17 protein-coding genes are annotated in these 22,854 nt (G+C 62.9%); 1 reads left to right on the forward strand and 16 read right to left on the reverse strand.

What is annotated here, in order from left to right:
* Positions 1–42: 42 nt before the first annotated feature.
* Together PQR32_RS12050 and PQR32_RS12055 are read right to left on the reverse strand one after the other, a co-directional pair.
* Positions 43–1,353, reverse strand: coding sequence for an MFS transporter (locus PQR32_RS12050; protein ID WP_408226288.1), 1,311 nt, complete (start codon positions 1,351–1,353; stop codon positions 43–45).
* A gap of 83 nt (positions 1,354–1,436) precedes the next feature.
* Complete coding sequence (locus PQR32_RS12055) at positions 1,437–3,755, reverse strand: arylsulfatase (protein ID WP_408226291.1); 2,319 nt, start codon at positions 3,753–3,755, stop codon at positions 1,437–1,439.
* An 85-nt stretch (positions 3,756–3,840) separates the two neighbouring features.
* Here PQR32_RS12055 and PQR32_RS12060 point away from each other — a divergent pair, with 85 nt between their 5' ends.
* The gene (locus PQR32_RS12060) at positions 3,841–4,581 is read left to right on the forward strand and encodes a Crp/Fnr family transcriptional regulator (protein ID WP_408226294.1); all 741 of its coding nucleotides are present in this window, start codon (positions 3,841–3,843) and stop codon (positions 4,579–4,581) included.
* Between the two features lie 141 nt (positions 4,582–4,722).
* Here PQR32_RS12060 and PQR32_RS12065 read toward each other — a convergent pair whose 3' ends face one another.
* The 14 genes from PQR32_RS12065 to PQR32_RS12130 all read right to left on the reverse strand — a co-directional run bounded on the left by PQR32_RS12065 (position 4,723) and on the right by PQR32_RS12130 (position 22,816).
* Complete coding sequence (locus PQR32_RS12065) at positions 4,723–6,024, reverse strand: alkyl sulfatase dimerization domain-containing protein (protein ID WP_408226297.1); 1,302 nt, start codon at positions 6,022–6,024, stop codon at positions 4,723–4,725.
* 38 nt (positions 6,025–6,062) lie between these two features.
* The gene (locus PQR32_RS12070) at positions 6,063–7,328 is read right to left on the reverse strand and encodes an alkyl sulfatase dimerization domain-containing protein (RefSeq protein WP_408226300.1); all 1,266 of its coding nucleotides are present in this window, start codon (positions 7,326–7,328) and stop codon (positions 6,063–6,065) included.
* A 99-nt stretch (positions 7,329–7,427) separates the two neighbouring features.
* Positions 7,428–8,270 carry a shikimate dehydrogenase family protein gene (locus tag PQR32_RS12075; RefSeq protein WP_408226303.1) on the reverse strand — a complete coding sequence of 281 codons (843 nt, stop codon included), beginning with the start codon at positions 8,268–8,270 and terminating at the stop codon, positions 7,428–7,430.
* A 115-nt stretch (positions 8,271–8,385) separates the two neighbouring features.
* Positions 8,386–9,834: an NADP-dependent succinate-semialdehyde dehydrogenase gene (gene gabD, locus PQR32_RS12080; RefSeq protein ID WP_408226306.1), complete on the reverse strand. Its 1,449-nt coding sequence runs from the start codon at positions 9,832–9,834 to the stop codon at positions 8,386–8,388.
* A 126-nt stretch (positions 9,835–9,960) separates the two neighbouring features.
* On the reverse strand, positions 9,961–10,713 hold the full coding sequence (locus PQR32_RS12085) for an SDR family NAD(P)-dependent oxidoreductase (protein WP_408226309.1): 753 nt from the start codon (positions 10,711–10,713) through the stop codon (positions 9,961–9,963).
* Between the two features lie 32 nt (positions 10,714–10,745).
* Positions 10,746–12,143: a dihydrolipoyl dehydrogenase gene (lpdA, locus tag PQR32_RS12090; protein ID WP_408226312.1), complete on the reverse strand. Its 1,398-nt coding sequence runs from the start codon at positions 12,141–12,143 to the stop codon at positions 10,746–10,748.
* Between the two features lie 13 nt (positions 12,144–12,156).
* Positions 12,157–13,413 carry a pyruvate dehydrogenase complex dihydrolipoamide acetyltransferase gene (locus PQR32_RS12095; protein WP_408226315.1) on the reverse strand — a complete coding sequence of 419 codons (1,257 nt, stop codon included), beginning with the start codon at positions 13,411–13,413 and terminating at the stop codon, positions 12,157–12,159.
* Between the two features lies 1 nt (position 13,414).
* Complete coding sequence (locus PQR32_RS12100; RefSeq protein ID WP_408226318.1) at positions 13,415–13,903, reverse strand: VOC family protein; 489 nt, start codon at positions 13,901–13,903, stop codon at positions 13,415–13,417.
* Between the two features lie 52 nt (positions 13,904–13,955).
* A complete protein-coding gene (locus PQR32_RS12105; RefSeq protein ID WP_408226321.1) occupies positions 13,956–16,142 on the reverse strand; it encodes an alpha-ketoacid dehydrogenase subunit alpha/beta in 2,187 nt (728 codons plus the stop codon).
* Positions 16,143–16,185: 43 nt separating this feature from the next.
* A complete protein-coding gene (locus PQR32_RS12110) occupies positions 16,186–17,010 on the reverse strand; it encodes an SDR family NAD(P)-dependent oxidoreductase (RefSeq protein ID WP_408226324.1) in 825 nt (274 codons plus the stop codon).
* Between the two features lie 319 nt (positions 17,011–17,329).
* The gene (locus tag PQR32_RS12115) at positions 17,330–18,220 is read right to left on the reverse strand and encodes an alpha/beta fold hydrolase (protein ID WP_408226327.1); all 891 of its coding nucleotides are present in this window, start codon (positions 18,218–18,220) and stop codon (positions 17,330–17,332) included.
* A 105-nt stretch (positions 18,221–18,325) separates the two neighbouring features.
* On the reverse strand, positions 18,326–20,128 hold the full coding sequence (locus PQR32_RS12120; RefSeq protein ID WP_408226330.1) for an alkyl sulfatase dimerization domain-containing protein: 1,803 nt from the start codon (positions 20,126–20,128) through the stop codon (positions 18,326–18,328).
* 122 nt (positions 20,129–20,250) lie between these two features.
* Positions 20,251–20,991, reverse strand: a complete 741-nt coding sequence (locus PQR32_RS12125; RefSeq protein ID WP_408226333.1) for an SDR family oxidoreductase — start codon at positions 20,989–20,991, stop codon at positions 20,251–20,253.
* 52 nt (positions 20,992–21,043) lie between these two features.
* A complete protein-coding gene (locus PQR32_RS12130) occupies positions 21,044–22,816 on the reverse strand; it encodes an alkyl sulfatase dimerization domain-containing protein (RefSeq protein ID WP_408226336.1) in 1,773 nt (590 codons plus the stop codon).
* Positions 22,817–22,854 lie beyond the last annotated feature (38 nt).

The following is a 22,854-nucleotide window of genomic DNA, read 5'->3' on the forward strand; positions in this document are numbered from 1 at the left end:
TGCGTTGTGCAGTTCACCGCAATCGGACCGTCGCAAGCATCGTCAAGCTGGCTCTGTGGCGCGGGTGCGGCGCACCTGCGATGCACGCTCAGGGTGCAGGAAACACAGGCTGGCGAGCGCGCTGGCGATCAGTACAACGGCGCCGATCAGGAAGCCCGTTTCATAGCCGTGTGCGTCTGCGGTGCCATGCGCTTGAAGCAGCCGACCCATCACCGCTGGGGCAATCACGCCGGCGAGGCTCGACAGCGCGGTATGAATCGCGAAAATGGCCCCACGCTGCCCCGCCGGCACCAGTTCGGCGAGTATCGGCGAGGCCAGTGCGAAACAGACGGCGGGTGGGGCGCTGGCAAACGTGAACAGCAGTACTTTTTGCATCGGTGTGAGATCGAATGCGACCAATGCGAGGAACAGCGCGCCGCTGAGCACAAAGCAAAAATTGATTAACTGGACGCGCGCCTTTCGGGTCGACGCTCCGCTCGTCAGGAGGCGTTGCGACAACCAGCACAGGCCGATCGTGGTCGGTGTGCTGCAGAGCACGACCATTGCGAACAGCCGGCCGGCCGTGATGCCGTTGAAGCCGAGCCCCTTTTCCAGGTAGGCGGGCAGCCAGGTCAGCACGAGGCCCAATGTCCAGTACGCTGCAAATCCCAGCAGGAAGACGAGCAATACGTAGGGGGAGCTCAGTATCGTGCGGTACGGCAGCCGCGCCGGTTTGGCTGTTGCGTGTCCATCGGCGCTGGTCACGCCGGGATATGACGCTGCGGCCTCCTGCAACTGTCCTTCCCGCCCGAAGCACAGCCAGAGAACGCTCCAGATCGCGCCGATGGCGGCCAGAATCAGAAAATTCATGCGCCAGCCCCAGCCGCGCGTGACAAGTGGAATCACGAGGCCGGCGACGATCACGCCCAAGGCGGCGCCCTGGTTGATCACCGCCACCGGCAGGCTGCGCTTGTGGTTGGGAAACCATTTGAATACCGCGTGCACCGACACAGGCGCAGCCGGTCCTTCCATCGCGCCGAGGATCACGCGGCAACTTAGAATCGGCAGCACGCCGGCGGCGAACGCGAGCGGCACTTGCAGCAATGACCAGGTCACGGCCATCGCCAGCAAGATCCAGCGCGTGGAGATGCGATTGGCGAGAAAGCCACCGGCGACCGCTGACACCGAAAAAAGCCAGAAGAAGCTGCCGGCGATCACGCCGAACGCGGCAGGTGACAGATTGAACTCGGCCATCAAGGGCACGGCCACCATCCCGAGCACGATCTTGTCGAGGAAGTTGATCAGCGAGAGACCCGTCAGCAGCAGGGCGATGGACCAGGCGGCTAGTGGTCGGTAGTCGGCAGAGGCAGTCAAGATAGGTCTCGGTGCGAGAAGGAAGGAGCCAGTGGCTTCGCTCGTTTGCAATGTGTCGCGGAACGGTTTCGCGGCATGGCGGGTTAGTCGAGCTGCGCCAACTGTTCAGGCCGGTTCGCGATGCTGCCGGGCGCCTGCGCGCCGGGCGTCAGACGTGCGAAATGGATTCGTCCAGCATAGGGAAACGCGCCGCGGTCCCGATAATGCTCGCTGACCTGGATGCGGCGGTCGCGTCCCACGTCGAGACCTTCTCCAGTCAGGCGCAGGATCGTGGGGGTCATCGCAAAGGCCGGGGTTACCGGGGTTTCGTTGAGCCTGAGATGGCCGATGCCGCGCCGGTCACCGGTTGCACGGTGCTCGAGCACCAGATGATTGACGCCTTGAGCCAGTACGATGTCGGTCAATTCCGTCAGGCTCGAGCCGCTGCGAAACGTGAAGTGCAATCGCGCGCCATCCACGAAGAAGGTGAAGCCCGCGAACGCGTTGCCGACAGCCACCAGGACGCCTTCCTCGGCGCCGCTGTACTCGAACCGGCATTCCAGCTCGAAATTCCGGTCGGCGATCAGAGGTGAGATGACGGTGCCCGGCACGGTGGACGTGTCGGGATAAAAGGTCCTGGCCTGACCGAGGCTCGCCTCGGCAAACGGCGGAACGCAAAGCCCACGACGACTGTCCCGGTTATCGAGCGGGTAGACGTAGTTGGCCTGCGCGTGCGCCTCGAACTCGGCGATGAGCGCCGCCAGCAGTTCGGGGTGGGATGAGGCGATGTCATCGCACTCGGTGGGATCGCTGGCGAGATCGAAGAGCATCCAGTTGTCCAGATCGATGCGCGTGCCGGGCGGCTGCAGCGAGACGATTTTCCAGTTGTCTCTGATATAGCCGCGATTGCCCTCCAGCTCGTAATGTTGCCGGTCCCGCCGCGAAACCTGATGCGGGTCGTCGAGCATGCCGGCGAAGGACTGACCGTTGAGTCCGCGCGTAGCATGACCGCGGAAGGTTGCGGGGTAGGGCGTATCAACCAGTTCCAGTAGCGTCGGCAGGGTATCGGTGACGTGAATCCACTGTGTTCGTATCGCGCCGCCGTCGAGAATGCCTTGCGGCCAGTGCGCGATGTAGGGCACGCGGATACCGCCGTTCATCGGCGTGCGCTTATAAAAGCGAAATGGCGTATTCGACGCGTTGGCCCATCCGACCGGATACGCCGCATACGATTCCATGCCGCCGAGCTTGCCGCTACGCATCATCTCGCTCGCCAGCCCGGCTGTCTCGGCGCCGGCCACGCGCTTCTCGAAGATGTTCGCCGACCCCTCCGGGCCTCCGATCGAAGAGGCGCCGTTATCTGAGGTAAGGATGATCAGCGTGTTATCGAACAGTCCGGCGTCTTTGAGAAAATCCGTGAGGCGGCCGACGTTCTGGTCGATGTTGTCGACCATCGCTGCATAGAGCTCCATATAGCTGGCATAGAGCGCCTGGGTCGGCTGATCGAGCGTATGCCAGTCCGCGATATTCGGCGAACGGCCGGACAAGCGCCAGTCTTGCGGAATCAGTCCGGCCTCGATCTGGCGCGCGTAACGCTCTTGCCGGACCGTGTCCCAGCCCTTCTCATACAGGCCGCTATAACGCTGGATATCGTCCTTCTTTGCGTGCAGTGGCACGTGGGGCGCGTTGTGCGCGAGGTACAGGAAGAACGGTTTGTCGGGGCTGCTGCTTTGATGAGACTTGAGCCAGCTGACAGCCTTGTCGGTCCAGTCATCACTGCAATAGTAGTCTTCCGGGTAGACGTCGGTATCGACGAAACTGTTGCCTTCGACCAATTGCCCCGGCGCAAAATAGTTGGTCTCCGCGGAGAGGAAGCCGTAAAACCGGTCGAATCCGCGCTGCAAAGGCCAGGAGTTTCGTGAGCCGGTTGGCGAGACGTTATGGTCGCCGGTGTTGTGCCATTTGCCGATCGCGTAGGTCGAAAATCCGCGCTCGCGCAGCAGTTCCGGAATGGTCGGCGCGTCCTCCGACATTTCGCCCGCCATGTAGCCCGGATAGCCGGGGCTGCTGTGTGTCAGCCAGCCACAGCCAACCGAATGAGGGTTCTTGCCAGTCAGCAGCGCTGCACGCGCCGGCGTGCACATCGGAACCGTGGTGTAGTTTGTGAATCTCAGCCCGGCGCTGGCCAGCGCATCGATATTCGGCGTGCGGATTTCGCTGCCGTAGCAACCGAAATCCGAAAAGCCAAGATCGTCGAGCAAGATCACGATGACGTTCGGTGTGCCGTGCGGCGCGCGGCTGTGGGGCTTCCACCATGGTGTAGACTCCCGCAACGTTTTACCGATCCGGCCGAGATAGCCTGCGGCCGGGTCCGCCGTATGAAGGAAGGAGTCGGGAGGCAACGTTGTTTGCTCTGGCTTCATTTAATGTCTCTCGGGGGCACGTCTTGTCTGATCTCATTCATGTGCTGCACAGTGTGAGCGTGGTGCGCCGCAGCAATCTGTCGCAATGACGACACAATTCCCAGATTCCCCTTATCGCGCATTGGCGCGCAGCTTACTGGCCCGCTCGGATGACCTGCGCGGTGCGGCCAGTGAGACACTGGAGCGCTTCGTCGAAAACGGCAGGATTGCAAAGTACCTGGATGGAAACGTACTGGCCGTAGCCGGCGGTGAGATGGAGGCACTTGTCGTGGTGTTGAGCGGTTCGATCGAGGTCGGGCTGTCCACCGTTTCAGGCAAGCATTTCGTAATCGGTTATCTCGGGCCTGGATTGATCTTCGGGCTCATCCCCATTCTCGATGGCGGCGGCCCTGTCCATGACGCACGCTCGCATGGCGAGGCGGTGGCATTGCTCATTCCCAGGGCGGTGTTCGCGCAGGCGGTCCGGGAAGACCCGGGATTGGCACAGGCGCTCCTGCGGCTCTTTTGCAAGCGGTCTCGCGCGTTGTATGGCAGCGCCGCAGCAAGTGCTTTGGCACCTTTGCGAGTGCGGGTGGCGCGCGCGCTGCTGTCGCTGCTGCCGGTCCACGGGGTCCGGCACGGCGAGACGGTGTCCATTACGTTGAAGTTATCGCAGGAAGAGTTCGCCGCGTTGCTGGGCGCGTCGCGGCAATCCGTCAACCGTGAACTGAAGGCGCTCGAAAACGCAGGATTTATTTGCCTGGCGTATTCATCGATTCGCGTACTCGATTGTGGCGCGCTCAATGCCGTGGCCGGTATGGACGAGGATCCGGCACCCGTCAAATGACGGCAGCCTGGCGCCCCCGACTAAAGCGCGATTCGCATGGTGCCGCGTCGATGCCGCGTTGTCTGAGATTGACCCGGTGAAGCAATTTCGCATATCGAGTCTTGCAGCGCCTGGGGGCGTCGGCGACATCACGGCATACTACTAAAAAGATGCGGGTGGATCCCCGGCACTCGTGCTCCCAATCGGAAGACCAAGCAACTCTTCCGCGCTGCTGAGCAGAATCTGCCGGGAAACGACGGAAGACACTTGCATGGCCCGCTGCCGGCACAACTGCGCCTTGATTTGCCGTGCCGCCTTCACGTCTGGACGATCTTCGCCCGAGAGCGCGAGCAGGTCGATCACATGCATGGCGAGTTGAATTTCGCCTTGTGCCTGTAGCCGCCTGGCTTCGTCGAGGATGTGCGTGGAATCGAGAAGCGCAGACAGTACTGCGTTGGCGGCATCCGCCGGCCTGGCCGGATGCAGGTTGGCCGGATTGCGGTCCCACCAGCCGTTCTCCGTACGCCAGATCGCACGCACGATGTAGTCCGGTGAACCGAATATCGGCCGCATGAATTGATGATCGAAAAAAGATTCCGGATACACCATGTCATGCAGAATTTCGCGTTCATTCATCCCGGCGTTCATCCGCTTGACCACTTCCTGTCGGAGATAGCGTAGTGCCCGCACCGGCACGAGGAAGGCGTCTTCAATGTCCTTCGGATCATTGATCGGCGCGCCAGATTCACGCAATACGCAGAGTGGGGCCAGCGCATGGAGGCGCTCGAGTGTAGTGGCCCAACGCATGGGGTCCCGCAGGGTCCGCAGCGGCATGCCAACGTTCGGGATTCCGCGGCTCATCGAAAGTCCGCTGTACAGGAATCGCTGGGCGGGCAACCAGACGGCGAGCGCGTCGTCCGTTTCGGATGGAGCGCTCAGCAGTTCAACGGTGCGATCCGCGCCGTCGATCACCAGTTTGCTGCCAAAGGTCTGGTCGGGCATCGGACAGTCATCCGCGGTGTACGGCTGCGTCGCCTCTCTGTTTTCCCGATTATTGATCCACGCCTGCAGCGATGCAGCCTGGAGCTGGCGCTGATAGCTTGCTGGCACGCCCTCGTGGGAAATCGTGGTCGGCCGTGGCTCGCCGCGCAAAGCGGCGTGCTTCAGCCACTGCGGCACGCCCCGGTTGTAGCCGGCGTGGCCATGACTATAGACAATAGCCAGCACGGGTGCCGGGGTCAGCTCGCGTAACCGCGCAATCATTGCCTCGGTGGCGCAGCCACCGGGTCCGGCATCGACGATGATCACGCCGCGCGCGGTTTCAATGGCAAGTGTGTTGCGCTGTCCACCAAGGGTATGAACCCCCGGCACGATGTTCTCGAGCAGTTCGCCGGTCGCAGGCATTCCCAGGCCAGCATCTGGCTTAACCTGCTTGTCGATCGCCTTGCTTATATTGGATTGCATGTTTTGATCCCCTGCTGTCGAATTCTGACTACTTCCACTCATTTCCACTCGTATGAGTCGACGCGGGCGAGGTCGTCAGCCCCCGCCGGCAACCCTAGCAACTCGTCTGCGGCGCTCAAATAGAGGTTGTGCGATACGGCAGCGGTAACCGTGCCGGCTCTCTCCTTGCAGAGTTGCGCCTTCAGCGCCCTTGCCTCGTTCGCGAGCGTGTCCCGCGCGTCCCCTTCGGTAAGCAGGTCGATCACATGCAGCGCAAGCTGGATTTCACCGGCAGCCTGCAGCTCTCGAGCACGCGCGAGTACTTTTTCCGGGTGGGCCAGCGCGCGCCGCACGGCTGCGGCGACCTGCGCCGGCGGGGCCGGGTGCAGGTCTGTCGGATTGCGATTCCACCATCCATTCTCCGAGCGCCAGATGTCGTGCATGAGGTACTCTGCGCACCCGTAGGCCGGCTTCATGAATTTGCTGCCAAACAACTCGTCTGGCAGCGGAACGTCATGAATAATGTCGTTTTCCTCCATGCCCTGATTCATCCGTCTGAGCACTTCGTCGCGCAGATATCGCATGGCGCGTGCGGGAACGCTCAGCGCTTCGTGGATGTCGGCGCAGTCGGTCACCGGCTTGCCAAACTGCGGGATCAACACCTGCGGGCGCAGTTCGGCAAGCTGGTCGAGGGTTTGCGCCCAACGCATGGGGTCGCGAAAGATCCGGTAGGGCGAACCCGCATTCGGGCATGTCTTGATGAAGGCGTTCGCGGCAAACAGCGTGTGGACATCTGGAATCCATACTGCGGTGCCATCATCGGTTTCGGAGGGGACGTGCATCAGGATGACCTCGCGCTCGCTCCCGTGCACCACCAGCCGTTCGCGATAGGTCAGCGTGGGCATCTGGAACCAGTGTGCCGGCGGGTCGGCGGGATAGCCGCTGCGGAACTGCCGGACGTTCGTATATGCCTGGAGCCCTGCTGTTTCGCGGTATCTGCGGTACCGCGCAGGCACGTTCTCTTGTGCAATAAGAATTGGCGCGGGATGGCCGCGCCTCGCCGCATCGTCCTGCCAGTAGCACACGCCGTTGTTGTAGCCCATATGGCCGTGGCTGTAGACCAGATAAGCAACCGGCTTGACGAGGCTGCCCCTGAGCTCCTGAATCATGGCCTCGGTAATCTCGTCCCCAGGGCCCGCATCGACGAGGAGCAGGGTGTCGCCAAGATCGACGACCAGTGAATTACCCTGGCCTCCCAGCGTATAGACGCCATCGGCATGGCGCACTAGTGTTTCCTTGGTCAGAAGGATGTCGCGAGCGTTCATGATAAATCTCCCAATGGGTAGCGGAATTCCAGCGTCTGGTTCACCAGGGCGAAGCGATGTTGTATGTCGAACTTTGACGCATTGGGAACCACGGTGGCATCAGCGGTCGTCAAAAGGGCCCAGCATGCGCTCAACGTATTGGGGTTCCAGCGGGACCTCAAGGAACCGGGCAATTTCAACAATCTGTCCATACAGCATCCATTGCCCGTGATGCACCGGACAGCCGTGCTCGCGCGCCGTCTTTAGTAACGACGTATCTTCATCCCGGACCACCGCCTCGCACACCAGCGTGCCAGCGCTCAGCAGTTCAGCCTGTACCGGGATCGCATCGCCGTCGTGCAAGCCGAGGGCAGTGGCATTGACTACGATATCGAAGTCAGCAGGATTGTTGTCTCCGCTGCGAATCGATACGTCAAGCAGTGCCTTTTTCAATTGCGCAGCCAGTTCCGCGGCCTTGCTGGCCGAACGGTTATGGATGACGAGTTCGGCCGGCCGCTCGCGGGCAATTGCGTAGGCCATGGATTTGCCGGCGCCGCCCGCGCCGACTTGCAGAACACGTTTTCCACTGATCGTGTGCCCGCGTTCGCGCAAGCCGGCGACGAAGCCGTCGCCGTCGAAATTTGCGCCGACCCAATGCCCCTTTGTCCGGTCAAAGCGCATCGCATTGACGGAGCCCACCAGCCGGGCGGTGTCGGTCAACTCGCCGCATGCGGCGACCACGGCTTCCTTGTGCGGGATGGTGACCACCAGTCCAAGCAGATTGTGCGGTGCTTGCGCGCCGGCCAGAAACGCCGGCAACTGCGCGGCATCCACATGGAGCGGCACACATACCGCATTCAAGCCTTGCCTTGCCACAGCGGCGTTGAAGAGCTGGGGAGTACGCACGTGTGCGATCGGCGAGGCGATGATGCCGACGAGCTGGGTATTGCCATCTATCTGCATAGCGACATTCTGGAAGAGGTTGAGCGGGGCGTAGGGCGGGCGAGGTCCGGGGACGGTGACGGCTTCCCTGGAGCCGGAGCCTGGCCGCCGCCTGAATCGGTGGCCAGGTTCATTGTCAGAGCCCAGCCATGCACGTGTACTTGATGGTCAGGTAATCCTCGATGCCGTAATGCGATCCCTCCCGGCCCACGCCGGATTGCTTGATGCCGCCGAACGGCGCAACCTCATTGGATATCAGACCGGTATTGACGCCGACCATGCCGTATTCGAGCCGCTCCGAGACGCGCCACACGCGGCCGAGATCGCGCGAATAAAAATAGCTCGCGAGGCCAAACTCAGTATCGTTTGCCATTGCGACCACTTCGTCCTCGGTCTCGAAGCGGAAGAGGGGCGCCAGCGGACCGAACGTTTCCTCGCGCGCCACCAGCATGCCGGGTTTCACGTCAGCCAGAACGGTGGGCTCGAAGAACGATTGCCCGAGCGCGTGGCGCTGGCCGCCGCAAAGTACCCGCGCGCCCTTGGCGAGTGCGTCCGCGATATGTTCCTCAACCTTGACGACCGCTTTTGCGTCGATCAACGGACCGACACGGACGCCGTCTTCGTTGCCGTCACCTACCTTGAGCGCGCTGACGGCGGCGACCAGCTTCTGCGCAAAGACGTCGTAAACACTGGCGTGCACATAGAGGCGGTTGGCACAAACGCAGGTCTGGCCGGCATTGCGGTATTTCGACACAATCGCGCCTTCGACTGCGGCATCGAGATCCGCATCGTCGAACACGATAAACGGCGCATTGCCGCCCAGTTCCATCGATACCTTCTTGATGGTGGAGGCGGTCTGCATCATCAGGGTGCGTCCGACTTCCGTCGAGCCGGTGAAGGTGAGCTTGCGTACCAGCGGGTTGCTGCTGAGTTCACCGCCGATGGCGGCAGCCGACCCGGTTACCACAGACAATACGCCGGCGGGAATGCCGGCGCGTTCGGCCAGCGCCACCAGCGCGAGGGCTGTCAACGGGGTTTGCGAAGCGGGCTTGAGTACCATGGTGCAGCCGGCCGCCAGCGCCGGGCCGGCCTTGCGGGTGATCATGGCCGCGGGAAAATTCCATGGGGTGATCGCAGCACATACGCCCACCGGCTCCTTGGTCACGACAATGCGCTGATTGCTGAGCGGTGCGGGAATGGTCTCGCCGTAGACGCGCTTGCCTTCCTCGGCGAACCATTCGATGAACGACGCCGCGTAAGCGATTTCGCCACGCGCTTCCGCGAGAGGCTTGCCCTGTTCAGCCGTCATGATGCAGGCAAGGTCGTTCTGGTGGCTGAGTAGCAGTTCGAACCATTTGCGCAACAACACCGAGCGCTCCTTGGCCGTGCGGGAGCGCCAGCCGGGCAGCGCACGGTTGGCGGCCTCGATGGCATGGCGCGTCTCGCTGGCGCCGAGCGCCGGCACCCGGCCGACGTGTTCGCCGGTGGCGGGATTGGTGACGTCGATGTGACGATCGCCATCGATCCAGCGGCCATCGATATAGCACTGCTCACGCAGAAGGGACGGGTCCTGAAGTTTGATCATGGTGTGCTTCCGATGCAACGGGGGAAAGGGTTGTGATCTGGGTTTGACGGCAAGCATGGGGAAGTCGGCGCCTTCAGTCGCGCTTGTCTCAAGGTTTGCCGTCGGATCGATCAATGCGTCATGCCATCAACCGGCGATGTATAGGCCGCCATTGACATGCAGCACTTCTCCGGTCACAAAGCTGGCGGCATCGCTGCATAGGAAGCCGATCGCCGTGGCGATTTCGCGTGGGTGGCCGAGGCGCTTCAGCGGCGTCTGCTCGACTGAATCGGCGCCACGTTTCAGGATCAGACCCGCGGTCATCGGTGTCTCGATGATGCCGGGGGACACCGCATTCACGCGCGTGCGTGGACCGAGTTCCCTGGCCAGGCTGCGGGTGAAACTGAGCAGGCCACCTTTGGACGCTGAGTAGTGCGCATTGGAGTAAGCGCCTCGATGCGCGGCCACCGAGGTGAGGTTGACAATGGCGCTGTTCTCGCGCAACGCCGGTATTGCGCGGCGCACGAGGTAGAACACGCCGTCGAGATTGACGGAGAGCGTCTGCCTCCACTGCGCGTCGGTCATCTCGCCGACCGGCTGGTCCTGGTAGAGGCCAGCGGACGGTACAAGGAAATCGATGCCGCCGAAGCGTCCCTGCGCCAGTGCGACGGCGCGCGCGCAATCATCCGGGCTGGCTGCGTCCATGCTGAGTGTGACGATGCGCGCGCCGTCCGGGTCCAGTTCGCGGGCAAAGGCCGTCAGACCCGTTGCGTCGAGGTCCACAAGCACCAGGTTCGCGCCATGCGCGAAAAAAAGCCGGGCCGTCTCGCGGCCAATGCCGCCATTCGCGCCCGTAAGAAGAAGCGTGCGTTGCTCGAAGTTGTACATGATCGTTTCCATGGAGGTCAGTGCGGGTGCGCTCTGCGAATCCCTCAGATATGCAGTGCACGCCCGTAGGCCGCGAGCACCGCTTCGTGCATGGCCTCGGACATCGTCGGGTGCGGCAGGACGGCCGCAATCAGATCGGCTTCGGTGGTTTCCAGCGCTTGCGCGATGGCATAGCCCTGAATCATCTCCGTGACTTCCTCTCCCACCATATGCGCACCGAGCAGCTCGCCGTTGCCCGCGTCGAACACCACTTTGACCAGCCCCGCAGTCGCTCCCATGGCAATAGCTTTGCCGTTGCCCACAAAGGGAAACTTGCCGACCTTGACTTGATGCCCGCGTGCCCTGGCTTGTGCTTCGGTAAGTCCCACGCTGGCTACCTGCGGATGGCTGTAGGTGCAGGCTGGGATGCGCTCCGGATCGAGTGCGTGCGGTTGCAGTCCGGCGATATGCTCCACGCAGATGACGCCCTCGTGACTGGCCTTGTGCGCCAGCCACGGCGGGCCGGCCACGTCGCCGATCGCGTAGACGCCGGGCTCGCCGGTATAGCCGAATTTGTCGGTCACGATGTGCGTCTTCTCGACCTTGACCGCGCTATGTTCCAGGCCCAGATTCTCTACATTGCCGACGATTCCGGCTGCCACCAGCACCACATCGACCTCGACGCTCGTGCTGGCCGTCTGGTCGCCCTGCAGGTCAATCGCCCAACCTGATGCCGTGCGCTGCGCGCGCTCGATATGAGTAGCCGTATGCATCACGATGCCTTCCTGGCCGAGGCTGCTGGCGACGTGCGCGGCGATCTCGGCGTCTTCCGCAGGGAGGATGCGCTCGGCCATCTCGACGATCGTCACGGCTACGCCAATCGCGTGATAGAAGCTCGCGAACTCGACGCCGATCGCACCCGCGCCAACGATCAGCATCCGTTTGGGCGTCATCGGGGGTGTCAGTGCTTCGCGGTAGGTCCAAACTGTCTCGCCATCGGCGGGAAGCATCGGCAACTGGCGTGCGCGTGCTCCCGTTGCCAACAGGATGTGGGTGGCCGAAACGGTGTTCACTTCGTCGTTCAAACCGGTGATTTCCAGTGCGCGCTTGCCGGCAAGGCGGCCATGACCTTCAAATACGGTCACGCCGTTCTTCTTCATCAGGTGAGCGACGCCTTTGTTCAGTTGCGCAGCCACCGCTCGCGAGCGGGCGACCATCGCTGGCAGGTCGGCGCCAGGTGCTGACGTTCGTACACCGAAGGATGCCGCGTGCTTCACCATCCTGAGCACGTCGGCCGAACGCAGCAGCGCCTTGGTCGGAATGCAGCCCCAGTTCAGGCAGACCCCGCCCAACTGAGCTTTCTCGACCAGTGCGGTCTTCATGCCGAGCTGGGCCGCACGGATCGCGGCAACATAGCCGCCGGGGCCACCCCCGACAACGATCAGATCAAACGAGGCGTTCATCACTTCCTGCTCCTTAGATCAGCATCGTCAACGGGTTTTCCAGCAGGCGCGTGAAGGCGGCCAGCCATTGCGCCGCGAGCGCGCCGTCGAGTGCGCGATGGTCTGCTGACAACGTGCAGCGCATGACCTGCCCGACGCGGATTTCGCCGCCGTCCACCACCGGCATGGACTGGGTGGCGCCAACAGCCAGGATGGCGGCCTGCGGAGGATTGATGATTGCGGCGAACTCGGCCACACCGAACATACCGAGGTTGCTGACGCTAAAGCTCCCACCCTGGTATTCGTCCGGGCGCAATCGTCCGGCGCGCGCACGCGCTGCCAGTTCGGCAATCTCGGCGCTGATGACGGAAAGCGGCTTCTGATCGGCCGCGCGCACGATGGGCGTAATGAGGCCCGCATCGGTCGAAACCGCCACCGCGATATCGGCCTGCGTGTACTGGCGCATCGCGGTGTCCGTCCAGCCGACATTGGCCGCCGGCACCTCGCGCAAGGCGACCGCCACGGCGCGTACGATAAAGTCGTTCACCGACATTTTTCGCGCCGCGCCGGCGTTGATCTCGGTGCGTAGCGCAAGCAACCGCTCCATGCGGCAGTTCGCAGTGAGATAAAAATGGGGGATAGTGGACTTGCTCTCGCTCAGGCGGCGGGCGATCGTGCGGCGCATATTGCTATGCGGGACTTCGACGAACGTCCCGGCGGACTGCACTGGCTGCGCGGCCTCGCGAACCACGGGCAAGGCGGCGGCTTCGCCCGACGCAAGCATGGCCGCAGCCTCCTCGACGTCGCGCTTGACGATCCGGCCTTTGGGGCCGCTGCCAATCAGGCTGGCGAGGTCCAGTTTGCGCTCGCCGGCGAGGCGGCGCGCAAGAGGGCTGGCAAAGACGCGGACCGGCTGTGATGCGAGCGCGCCCGTTGCCGCGTCGTTACCCCCGGACGAACAGACGCTTGTATCGGGAGCGGCGTTTGCCCCAGACGCTTGCGTACCGTTTGCGGCCGCTGCGATCACTACATCCACATCGACCGAAGTTTCGCCATTGATCAACAGTACCCCGATTGGCGCGCCGACCTCGACGCTTTGCCCGGCGGCAATCAGGCAGCGGCCCAGCACACCGGCGCTATCGGCGTTCAGTTCGACGACGGCCTTGTCGGTTTCGATTTCGGCGATGCAGTCGCCCACCGCGATCGTATCGCCCTCATTCTTTGTCCACGCTTGCAGCGTGGCCTGGGTCGCGTTGGCCGCTACCTCGGGCATGCGCAGAAGGATAGGCATGTCAGGCGTTCCTCGGCTGGCAAAGCTCGGGGCGATAGGTCGCGATATCCGCGTACTGGACAATCTCGAGCACATTGCCTTCCGGGTCGCGGCAGAACGACAGGTAGGTGCCGGGCCGCACCTCGACGCGCTGCGCGCCGGTCAGGAAGGTCACGCCAGCGGCGTGAAGCCTGTCGATCACGGCCTGAATGTCGTCCACGATGAAAGTCAGGTAGGTGGCATTGGCCTCACCCAGGATGTACGCTGGCGCGGCTTGCGGCGCCGGTGGTTGCTCCGGCGCAAGCAGCTTGATGCGTTCGCCATTGGAGGTCTGCAGGCGCACGACGGTGTAGCCGGCTTCATGTAAGGCCGCCTGCACAGCCTTGGCGGCAGGCACGGCGATTTCGCTGACGAACGCGAAACCCAGTACCTGCTCGTAGAAACGGCGCATGCGCGGCAGGTCGCGCACCGCAATGCCAACCTCCAGCGGAGCAATCATGTTCAGCGTCATGGGAATTCCTTGAATACGATCAATCGGTTCGATATCTTTCGGGCGCTGCTGCTCAGGCCGCGCCTTTGTCGCGCATGACTTGACGCAGACCCTCGGCCACTTCCTCAGTGCGCGCGGCAGCGGCGCGTTCCAGCACCCTGGAGATACTGGGCGCAGCTTCCGCACCGGTGACGCGCTGCACGGGCTGGTCCAGCCAGTCGAAGTAGCGCCGCTGGATTTCGTCGGCCAGCCAGCCGCCATACGATGTGCCGCGTGCGCCTTGCTCGACGATCAGCACGTTGTTGGTTTTCTTGAGACTCTGTCCGATCGTTTCCCAATCGAGACTGGCCCGGTCGAGCCAGCGCAGGTCGATCACTTCAGCATCGATCCCGGTCTGCTCGACGGCTTCGAGCGCGTGGCCGACCATCGACAGATAGGTGATCACCGTGAGTTCGATGCCGCTGCGGCGTACCGAGGCCTTGCCCACCGGCAGGTGGTAGTCGAAATCATCGACTGGGCCCGTACCCGTGGCGTTGTAAAGGTCGACGTGCTCGATCACGAGCACCGGGTCCTTGCAGGCCAGTGCCGTGTTCATCAAACCCACATAGTCGAACGGTGTCGAAGGGGCCACGATGCGCCAGCCAGGGTTGGTGGCAACAATGCCGGCCGGATCCATCGAATGCTGGGAACCGTAGCCGGTGCCCATGGCCACTTTGGTGCGCAAGACCAGCGGCACATCGCTTTCGCCGCCGAACATGTGGCGGGCCTTGCCGATCTGGTTGAAGATCTGGTCCGCGGCAACCCACATGAAGTCCGGATACATGAACTCGACCACTGGCTTGTAACGGCCATCCAGCGCAAGCCCGCCGCCAAGGCCGACAAATGCGTTCTCGCTGATGGGCGTCCCAAGGACCCGCCCTGGAAAGCTGTCACGCAAGCCACGGGTGGCGCCGTTGGTCCCGCCCTTGAGGCGGTGTACATCCTCGCCCATGACGACGATTGATGGGTCGGTGTCCATGCGGCGGTGCATGACGTCGGCCACCACGTCGATAAATTTGCGCGTGTCCAGCTTGCCGGTGAAGTCAGCCTCTTCCTCGTAGCGCAGGCCCTCGAGCTCACGCAACTCGCTGCGGATGCCAACGTCGCGGAAGTCCGGGCTCGGCCACAGGTCGGGCCGAATACGCTTTTTGCCGGGCCTGGCTGGATCGGCTTCGGTGAGCGCCTCGATGGCTTCGCGCATTCCCTGCTTCACACGCTCGCGCAGCGCGGCAATCTCGTCAGCGCCGATCAGCTTGCGCTCCTGCATGCGACGCGCGATCAGGTCGAGCGGATCGCGGGTGCGCCAATGTTGTTCCTCGTCTTTGCTGCGATAGCCGAAGGCGCTGCCGGGAAACGGCCCGTTCTGATGGAAAAAGCGATAGACGTCTGCCTCGATCACGGTCGGCCCAAGACCGGCGCGCATATGCGCGAGCGCTTCCTGGGTGGCCAGATAGACCGCCAGCGGATCCATGCCGTCTACTTTCCAGCTTGGGATGTTGAACCCCATACCGCGCGCTGACAGGCGCGGCTCCGCCGTGGATTCTTCCACGGTGGTGGAGACGGCGTAGCGGTTGTTTTCGATGAAGAAGCACAGCGGCAGCTTCCACGCGGCAGCCAGGTTCATGGTTTCCAGAACCGAGCCGATATTCACCGCGCCATCACCGAAATAGGTGATGGCCACGTCGTCGGTGCCGGCGTGTCGATGCGACCACGCGGCGCCGGCGGCCATCGGTACGCCGCCACCCACGATCGCATTGGTGCCCAGTGCGCCGGCTTCGGCCCACTGCAGATGCATCGAGCCGCCGCGGCCCTTGCAGAAACCCTGAGCCAGACCGAGGATTTCCGCCAGGGTACGCTGCAGCAGGTTCTGAATGGCCGGCGCAAACGGTGCGTGAGGATCGATGCCGGCAGGCGCGAGATAACCCAATGCCTTGGACAGAAACTGATGATGGCCGCGGTGTGAGCCGTTGATCTGGTCGGTGCCGGTAAGCGGGACGATTGAACCGACCGCGCCGCCCTCCTGGCCGATGCTCGAATGGGCCGGGCCATGCACCAGTCCCTCTGCCGCGAGTTCCAGTACGGCTTCCTCGAAGCCGCGGATCAGGTGCAAATGGCTAAGCATTGTGCCGAGCAGCGCAGGGTCGGCACGCGCCCAGTCATCGTCGGTGGCGCGCAGTTCCACCCATTCGGCGGTGGGGTGCAGGAGGCTACGTTCAGACATGCGGAAATCCTTGAATACCAGTCGAAATCGCGAAGCGGCGTGTTCAGAAACCGTCGGCGGTCCAGCCGCCATCGGATACCAGCGCGTGGCCCGTGATGAACGCGGCCGAGTCGGAGGCGAGGAAAAGCGCCACTTCGGCCATTTCCTCAGGCGTGCCGAAGCGCCGCAGTGGCGTACGCGCGAGCAGCGCGTCGCCGTCGATGGCCTTGCGGGCCAGCAGCGATTCCATTAACGCGGTGCTCGTGTAGCCCGGGCACAGCGCGTTGACGCGGATGTTGTGCTCAGCCCACTCCGCCGCCAGCGACCGGGTGAGCGACACGACGCCGGCCTTGGCGGCACAGTAGGCGAGGCGCCGGGCCGATGAGGCGAGGCCCCACATCGACGCGGTGCTCACGATGGAGCCGCCGCCTTGCCGCACCATGCGACGGGCGGCAGCCTGCGTGCAGTAGAAGACGCCGGACAGGTCGATGTCGATGGCACGGCGCCACTCGTCTGGTGTCAGTTCCAGCGAGGGCTTGTTCATGGAAATTCCGGCATTGTTGAGCAGGATGTCGATGCGCCCGAAGCGGGCTTCGGTGTCGGCACAGGCGGCTTCGACGGCGGCGGGGTCAGTGATCGACGCCGTGACGGTTTCCACTTCGATATGCGGATAGGCAGCTTCCAGCTCCGCCTTGGTGGCCGCGAGGCCGGCCGCATCCAGGTCGAGCAGCGTCAGGCGGGCGCCGTGTCGCGCGAAGCCATGCGCCATCGCACGGCCTATGCCGCTCGCGCCGCCTGTGTTGAGTACGGACTTGCCGGCGAGGCCGGCATAGATGGCTGGCGTAAAAGCTTGTGCCGTCTGCGACGTTTTATACGGGGAGGGGTTCATGCAGCTAACCGGTCCTTCATCAGTTGAGTATTGGATTCGCGTTGCACAGGCTCGCCTTCGTTGCCGTTCGGCCGTGCAGGGCATGAAATACGGATGACTAACATGTTCATAGCGGCGAGCAAGCCGGGATGCTTGTTGAGCACTGAACCGCCGGCGAAATTTTCATAAATTGGATAGACCAAAAATACAATTGGTCAGACAGGTTAACTATAGAGGCACCAGATAGGGCCCGTCAACGCCGATGTGAATCGTTACGGCACGTCGTGAGAAATGTGCCGAAAGCGCGGTGGCACCGCGCGACGTTCCGGCAAAGCCACGCTCACGACAGGTTGATACGATCCGTCACAAACTGGGCGACCAGTTGAGTCACGCGGGATTCATGCTCGTGGATCACCCAGTGGCTGCCGTCGGCGATTCGCTCGATATGCAAATCGGGGATGTACTTTTGCAGGCCATTCAGGCATCCAGTCAGCAGGAAGCGATCTCGCTCTCCCCAGATCACCAGTGTGCGCACGCTCACCGTCATCGCGGCATCATCGAAGATCACGGCTTGTGCACCGGGGTCCTCGCCGCTAGCAGGATGCAGCGGCGAGGCTCGGTAGTATGAAAGCCCGGCCCGGATCGAGCCCGGCTGTGACCACGTGCGCTGGTACTCCTCCTGCGCCGCGGCGTCGAACCAGGGCGGCAGGGCATCGGACTGTCCGCCCTCGGTGAACATCGAGCGCAGATAAGCATGGTTGTGGGCGCTGAGCGCCGCTTCCGCACCATCGCCGATAAAAAAGTTCATGTAGGCACTCGCTGCCTTTTGCGCAGCGTTTTCGGTCAGCTCGCGACGGTACACGGCCGGATGTACGGCGTTGATCATGACGAGGCCGTGCAGTCGCTGCGGATACGCGATGGCAAATGCGCAAGCGATCGCACCGCCCCAGTCGTGACCGATCAGGATGCACTTCTCGTGCCCTAGATGATCGAGTAGCGCGACCAGATCTTTCACCATCTGTCCCGCGCGATACCCGCGCACGTCTTCCGGACCGCTCGATTCATTGATGCCGCGGGTGTCCAGTGCGACTGCATGGTAATACTGACCAAATGACTGGAGCATCCCGCGCCAGGCCAGCCAGCTTTCGGGAAACCCGTGCACAAAGAGCAGAAGCGGACGGTCGGAGGCGCCGCAGCTGGCGAAGTGCGCGGTGTATCCGTTGAGCGTCACATAGTGATGTTCGATTTGGGATGACATGGGTGATTCCTTGTGTGTCGATCTCGGGAAACTCGGCTGACGCATGGCGCCGATACGGCTGGCGCCAACAAATCGCCATCAGTCCTGGCGTGGTGCCAGCGCCAGGACCTTTTCCAGGACTGGTATCAGGCCAGGATCACCCGTGACCTGAATGTCGCCGCTAGCCACGGCTTTGCTCAGGCTTGTCTGATGTAAAGTCAATTGCGACATCGTGCGCACGCTCAGACTCATTTCGATCGCGGCTTCGCCGGGCGCCTCGCTGCGAAACTCGGCGATTCCGGGGCGTAGCAGCAGCCCGCAAGCACCGTGGCCGGGAAAGCGGAATGTCACGCTGGTGCGCACTCCCGCGGCCGCTTGCGGATCGACGCTTAGTTCGAGCAGCTTGACCTGATCTTGCGGAGGCTTCGCCGACAGCGTTTCCACGGTCTGCGCCCCGAAGAACGACTTCGGCGAAATGCGGCGCCAGTCGGTTTTGCCCTCGAGATGCAGCGCTTCGGTGAGCATGAAGTTACGGGTCTGCACGCCGGTACGGGTGGCTTGCGCCATCGCACGCAGGGCATCGGCCTTGAGCTGGCGCGCTGCCGGGTTGTCCGGTTCGGCGCCAAGCAGCAGGCTCATCAGTCTGGCGGCAAGGTTGTATTTGCGTTCATCCATCGCGCGGCGCCCGCGGGCAATGAAGGCGTCGGCACCCCCAAAGCCTTCCACGAGCGCCTCGCCCAGTTCGGCTGGCGCCGGTGGATGCAGGTCGGCCCCGTCTTCGCTATACCAGCCCACCATGCCGCGGTAGATGCCGCGGATGCCGTATTCCCAGTCGATATAACCCGGGTACAGCAGAGGATGGTTGGCGAGATGCTCGGGCAGATGAATGCTGGCAACCATCTCATCGGGTGTCATGCCCTGGTTGATGGCGCGCAGGCTCTGGTTCCAGATGAAGGCATACGCGTCGCGATGAGCGGTGAGGGCCGCCTGTGCCGACGCCTTGTCGGTGTACGGGACGCCATGCACCGGGATCACGTAGGTGTGGTCGAGGGTGCGTAACAGGTCGAGGCTGGCGATCAGTTCGTCCGGTGTACGAAAGAAGTCGCCGCGCAGCGTATAGAGGGGATAGGCCACCGGCCCGAGCGCCGAGTTGGCTACTACCGCGTCCAGTTCGGGGAATTCGATGGCGAGTGAGTCGCGCGTGTCGCCGATGATGTGATGAAAACGGATCTTCACGCCATCGACAGTCACGACTTCCTTGTCGGCCACTGCATGCGTGACCTTCAAGGGGGCCGCGGCGTTCAGATGTGGCTCGTCAAAGGATTTGTCGCCTTCGCCGAGGCGCGCATCGGGACCGTCCGACGGCAGATAGGCGCCAAACTGAATGCCGATGCGGCGCAATTGCATCGGCCCGAGCAGGTCGTTGGTCGTGGCGTCCAGATGTTCCATCAACGGATGGGCGTAGACCGCGACGTCCGCGATCTTCTCGCCGTCGAGCAGGCCGGCACCGCCGCCAATGTAGTGATGGTGCGAATAGATGACTGCCTTGATCGGCTTGTCACTGAAGCCGCGAATCATCTGGCGCAGCTCGCGGCCATGGCCGAACTTGGTGCCCGATTCGATGACGATCAAGCCGGTCGCTCCCTCCACAACGATACAGTTGACGCTGTGGTAGCCCAGGATCACATGGATGCCCGGCCGAACGTTTTCTACGCGTATGCCCTTTCTCGAGTTGGCGGCGTAACGAAGAAAGTCGGCGTTGATGATGGCGCCGTTCGGCGCCGTGGCCTTATTGTCGTCCTGACCGCCACGATAGAACGGTAGCGCCGGGCGTTGCTCCGCGGGAGATGGCGCTAAGGAAGCGAACGCGGCGGGAGAATTCGATGGCTCTTGGGCTTGCATGGGGTCTATCCTCTTTCAAATAGGTGAAGCAGTCGCCGGTTCAATCAGCATGGGCCTGCACATGCTCGCGCGAAACGGACGGCTGGCCGACGACGGCGCGTCGGCGTGCGGCGAGACTGCGCTCATCCTGGCCGGCGCATCAGGCTAAAACTCTGCGCGGTAGGTCCAACCAGGGGCTGCGTGGCTAGGAACATCGCCAGCGGCACGACATCTTCCGGCTCCTTGACCCACTCGCCCGGCGGGAAGGGGGTTGCGCCGAAACCCGTCATGGCGGTCTTCACAGGACCCGGGATCAACTCATTGACACTGATATTGGCGCCTTCGAGTTCCATGGCCAACGTCTGCGTGAGCATCCACAGCGCGAGCTTCGAACTTGTATAAGCTGACCCGCCCGCATAGGGGCGAAATCGGGAACCCGAACCTGTCATCACGATCTTGCCGCCGCCCCGCTTGCGCAAGTGGGCAATGGCGGCGCGCGCAGTGTGAAAGGCACCGAAGAGGTTGACTTCCACGGTCTGTTTCCAGAGTTCTGGATCGCAGGTTTCGATGTTGCCGCGCTGGAGCGCTGCGCCGGCGTTGGCGATGACAATGTCGACGCCGCCGAAGTGGGCCGCGGCCTGGTTGAACATGGTCTCGACGCTCGCGCGATTTGTCACGTCGACTTCACAGGCGATCGCGTCACCGCCGGTCTGCCTGATCGATTGCGCGACGGCCTGGATTTCGTGCGCACTTCGCGCCGCCACGACGACCGATGCACCGGCCGCCGCATAGGCCACAGCAATGGCGCGCCCGATACCGCGGCCGCCGCCTGTCACGACGGCGACCTTGCCGGTGAGCACGCCAGGTTCGCTATCCTGTTTCATTTCGTCAGTCTCTTCGTCGGTCTCTTTTGGAACGTCGAATACGCCAGTCCGCTTACGGCCGCAGCGAATCAAACAAGGCAAGGAACGCCGACGCGCCGGCTTTGTCGCCGGTGATGACGACCGCTTGCCGGTCCACCAGCGCCTCTAGCGATTCTGAGCTGAGGAAGAGGGCGGCGAAGCATCGCGCGTCAAGCGTAAGAACGATGTCGGCCTGCCGGTAGTGGCGATCCGGCCGCTCGACGAATTCGGTCACCCCTCGACGCAAATGGAGCGCCACCGATTGCCTCGTGCCATCCGTGAAGTCAAAGCGCATGACCGCATCAGTGTCCTGTGCTTTGACAGGATCGACGCGCACGCGCATCTGGTTGACGAACGTCGTGGGATTCGCGGCTATCTGCTGCGGCGTGGGAGGCACCACGCGCGGCAGCGTGATCTTGCCCTCGAGCGCAAGCGCCTGGCTCAGCATGAAACCGCGCGTGATGCTCGCCGTGCAGGCTCGCGCGCTTTCGCGCAGCAGGTCGGCCTTGAGCTGGCGGATTTCAGCATCAGCCGGCGTGAGACGGAACGGGTAGTTGAGCAGCTCGAGCGCCCATGCGAGTTCACCCTTGGCGCGCGCCTCGCGCGCCGCGACGAGTATCTTGTCGCGCCCGCCCAGCAGCGGCACCATGCGTTCGGCGATTTGCTGCGGCGGCAGTTTGGCGAGCGTGGCGGCGTCGCCATCCCACCAACCCACCGCGTGGTTCATGATGTAGGGCGCATGCCAGTCCATGCGTCCGTATGACTCGAACAGCCATGGCTCGGCCGCCAGATGACGCGGCAGCCGGATGAAGTCGCGCAACTCTTCAGGGCCCTTGCCCTGCAGGATGCCGCGCAAGGTCTGGTCGAGCACGAGGCTTGTGAAGTCCAGATAGTTGCGCAGCGTGCGCCCGATCTCTTCCCGACCGGCGATGGAGCGGCCGTGCTGATTGATCAGGTACTCAGGTTGCAGCGCGAGGATATGCCGCAGCGCCTCAGACCAGATACGCGGATCGCGGAATTTGGCGCCGCGCGGGGTATAGAAATTCGGCTGCCAGGGCCAGAGGATGTTGTTCAGGGCCACCTTGTGTTCCGGCAGCCACACGGTGGTGCAGTCGTCGGTATCGGAACCGCCTTCGGTGAAGAACTGCAGGCGTATGCCCGCGACTGTCAGTTCCTCGCCGTGCTGCACGGGCGTGTTGACGGGAACGAAGCCGCGCTCCCCCGGTTCGATGAAGAAGCCGTGCTTCGCGTCCTCGCCTTGCTCAGGCAAGAACATCTGCGCATGCTGAACGGCGCGTGCGCGTTGAAGCGGTTCGATCTCCGGGAAGTAGGAGCCGAGCGTGGCCACCTGCATGTTCTCATTGAGCTTTGGATGCCCGATGACTTTTACATCGAGCTCGCCTTCGATGATCGCCGAGGTGCCCAGCGTGTAGTGGGTATGGCTGTAGATAACCGCCTTGATCGGCTTGGTGCTGATGCTGCGGATGAGCTCGCGGTATCGCTTGCCGTGCTCGATGTTCTCACCGGTTTCCCAGACAATCAGCCCGTCGGGCCCCTCGATCACCGCGGCGTTCAACGAAGGGCCCGGCAAGACCCAAACCCCCCCGGTCAGCTGGTAGGGCGTGAAGTCCTGATGTTTGACCAGGCGCGCGTTGTCCAGGATCGCCTCGTTGACGATGGCGCCGTTCCCGGCGCGTACGAGACGCACGGCAGCCGCCCCCAAAGCCGGTTTGGAACCCGCCACCGCGGGCGTGCCGCCATGTCCGGACGAGCCTGCGGCAGGTGAGGAAACTGGATGATCTGACATATATCTGTAGCTCTCTTCAGGCTTCTCGTGTTGAATGA

The organism is Paraburkholderia dipogonis (assembly GCF_046027395.1).
Classification (GTDB): domain Bacteria; phylum Pseudomonadota; class Gammaproteobacteria; order Burkholderiales; family Burkholderiaceae; genus Paraburkholderia; species Paraburkholderia dipogonis_A.

Excerpts from the sequence above, each read along its gene's own strand:
- PQR32_RS12055 (WP_408226291.1), bottom strand. The coding sequence starts at position 3,755 with ATGAAGCCAGAGCAAACAACGTTGCCTCCCGACTCCTTCCTTCATACG.
- PQR32_RS12105 (WP_408226321.1), bottom strand. The coding sequence starts at position 16,142 with ATGTCTGAACGTAGCCTCCTGCACCCCACCGCCGAATGGGTGGAACTG.
- PQR32_RS12075 (WP_408226303.1), bottom strand. The coding sequence starts at position 8,270 with ATGCAGATAGATGGCAATACCCAGCTCGTCGGCATCATCGCCTCGCCG.
- PQR32_RS12100 (WP_408226318.1), bottom strand. The coding sequence starts at position 13,903 with ATGACGCTGAACATGATTGCTCCGCTGGAGGTTGGCATTGCGGTGCGC.
- gabD (WP_408226306.1), bottom strand. The coding sequence starts at position 9,834 with ATGATCAAACTTCAGGACCCGTCCCTTCTGCGTGAGCAGTGCTATATC.
- PQR32_RS12110 (WP_408226324.1), bottom strand. The coding sequence starts at position 17,010 with ATGAACCCCTCCCCGTATAAAACGTCGCAGACGGCACAAGCTTTTACG.
- PQR32_RS12125 (WP_408226333.1), bottom strand. The coding sequence starts at position 20,991 with ATGAAACAGGATAGCGAACCTGGCGTGCTCACCGGCAAGGTCGCCGTC.
- PQR32_RS12085 (WP_408226309.1), bottom strand. The coding sequence starts at position 10,713 with ATGGAAACGATCATGTACAACTTCGAGCAACGCACGCTTCTTCTTACG.
- PQR32_RS12070 (WP_408226300.1), bottom strand. The coding sequence starts at position 7,328 with ATGAACGCTCGCGACATCCTTCTGACCAAGGAAACACTAGTGCGCCAT.
- lpdA (WP_408226312.1), bottom strand. The coding sequence starts at position 12,143 with ATGAACGCCTCGTTTGATCTGATCGTTGTCGGGGGTGGCCCCGGCGGC.
- PQR32_RS12060 (WP_408226294.1), top strand. The coding sequence starts at position 3,841 with ATGACGACACAATTCCCAGATTCCCCTTATCGCGCATTGGCGCGCAGC.
- PQR32_RS12065 (WP_408226297.1), bottom strand. The coding sequence starts at position 6,024 with ATGCAATCCAATATAAGCAAGGCGATCGACAAGCAGGTTAAGCCAGAT.
- PQR32_RS12130 (WP_408226336.1), bottom strand. The coding sequence starts at position 22,816 with ATGTCAGATCATCCAGTTTCCTCACCTGCCGCAGGCTCGTCCGGACAT.
- PQR32_RS12095 (WP_408226315.1), bottom strand. The coding sequence starts at position 13,413 with ATGCCTATCCTTCTGCGCATGCCCGAGGTAGCGGCCAACGCGACCCAG.
- PQR32_RS12120 (WP_408226330.1), bottom strand. The coding sequence starts at position 20,128 with ATGCAAGCCCAAGAGCCATCGAATTCTCCCGCCGCGTTCGCTTCCTTA.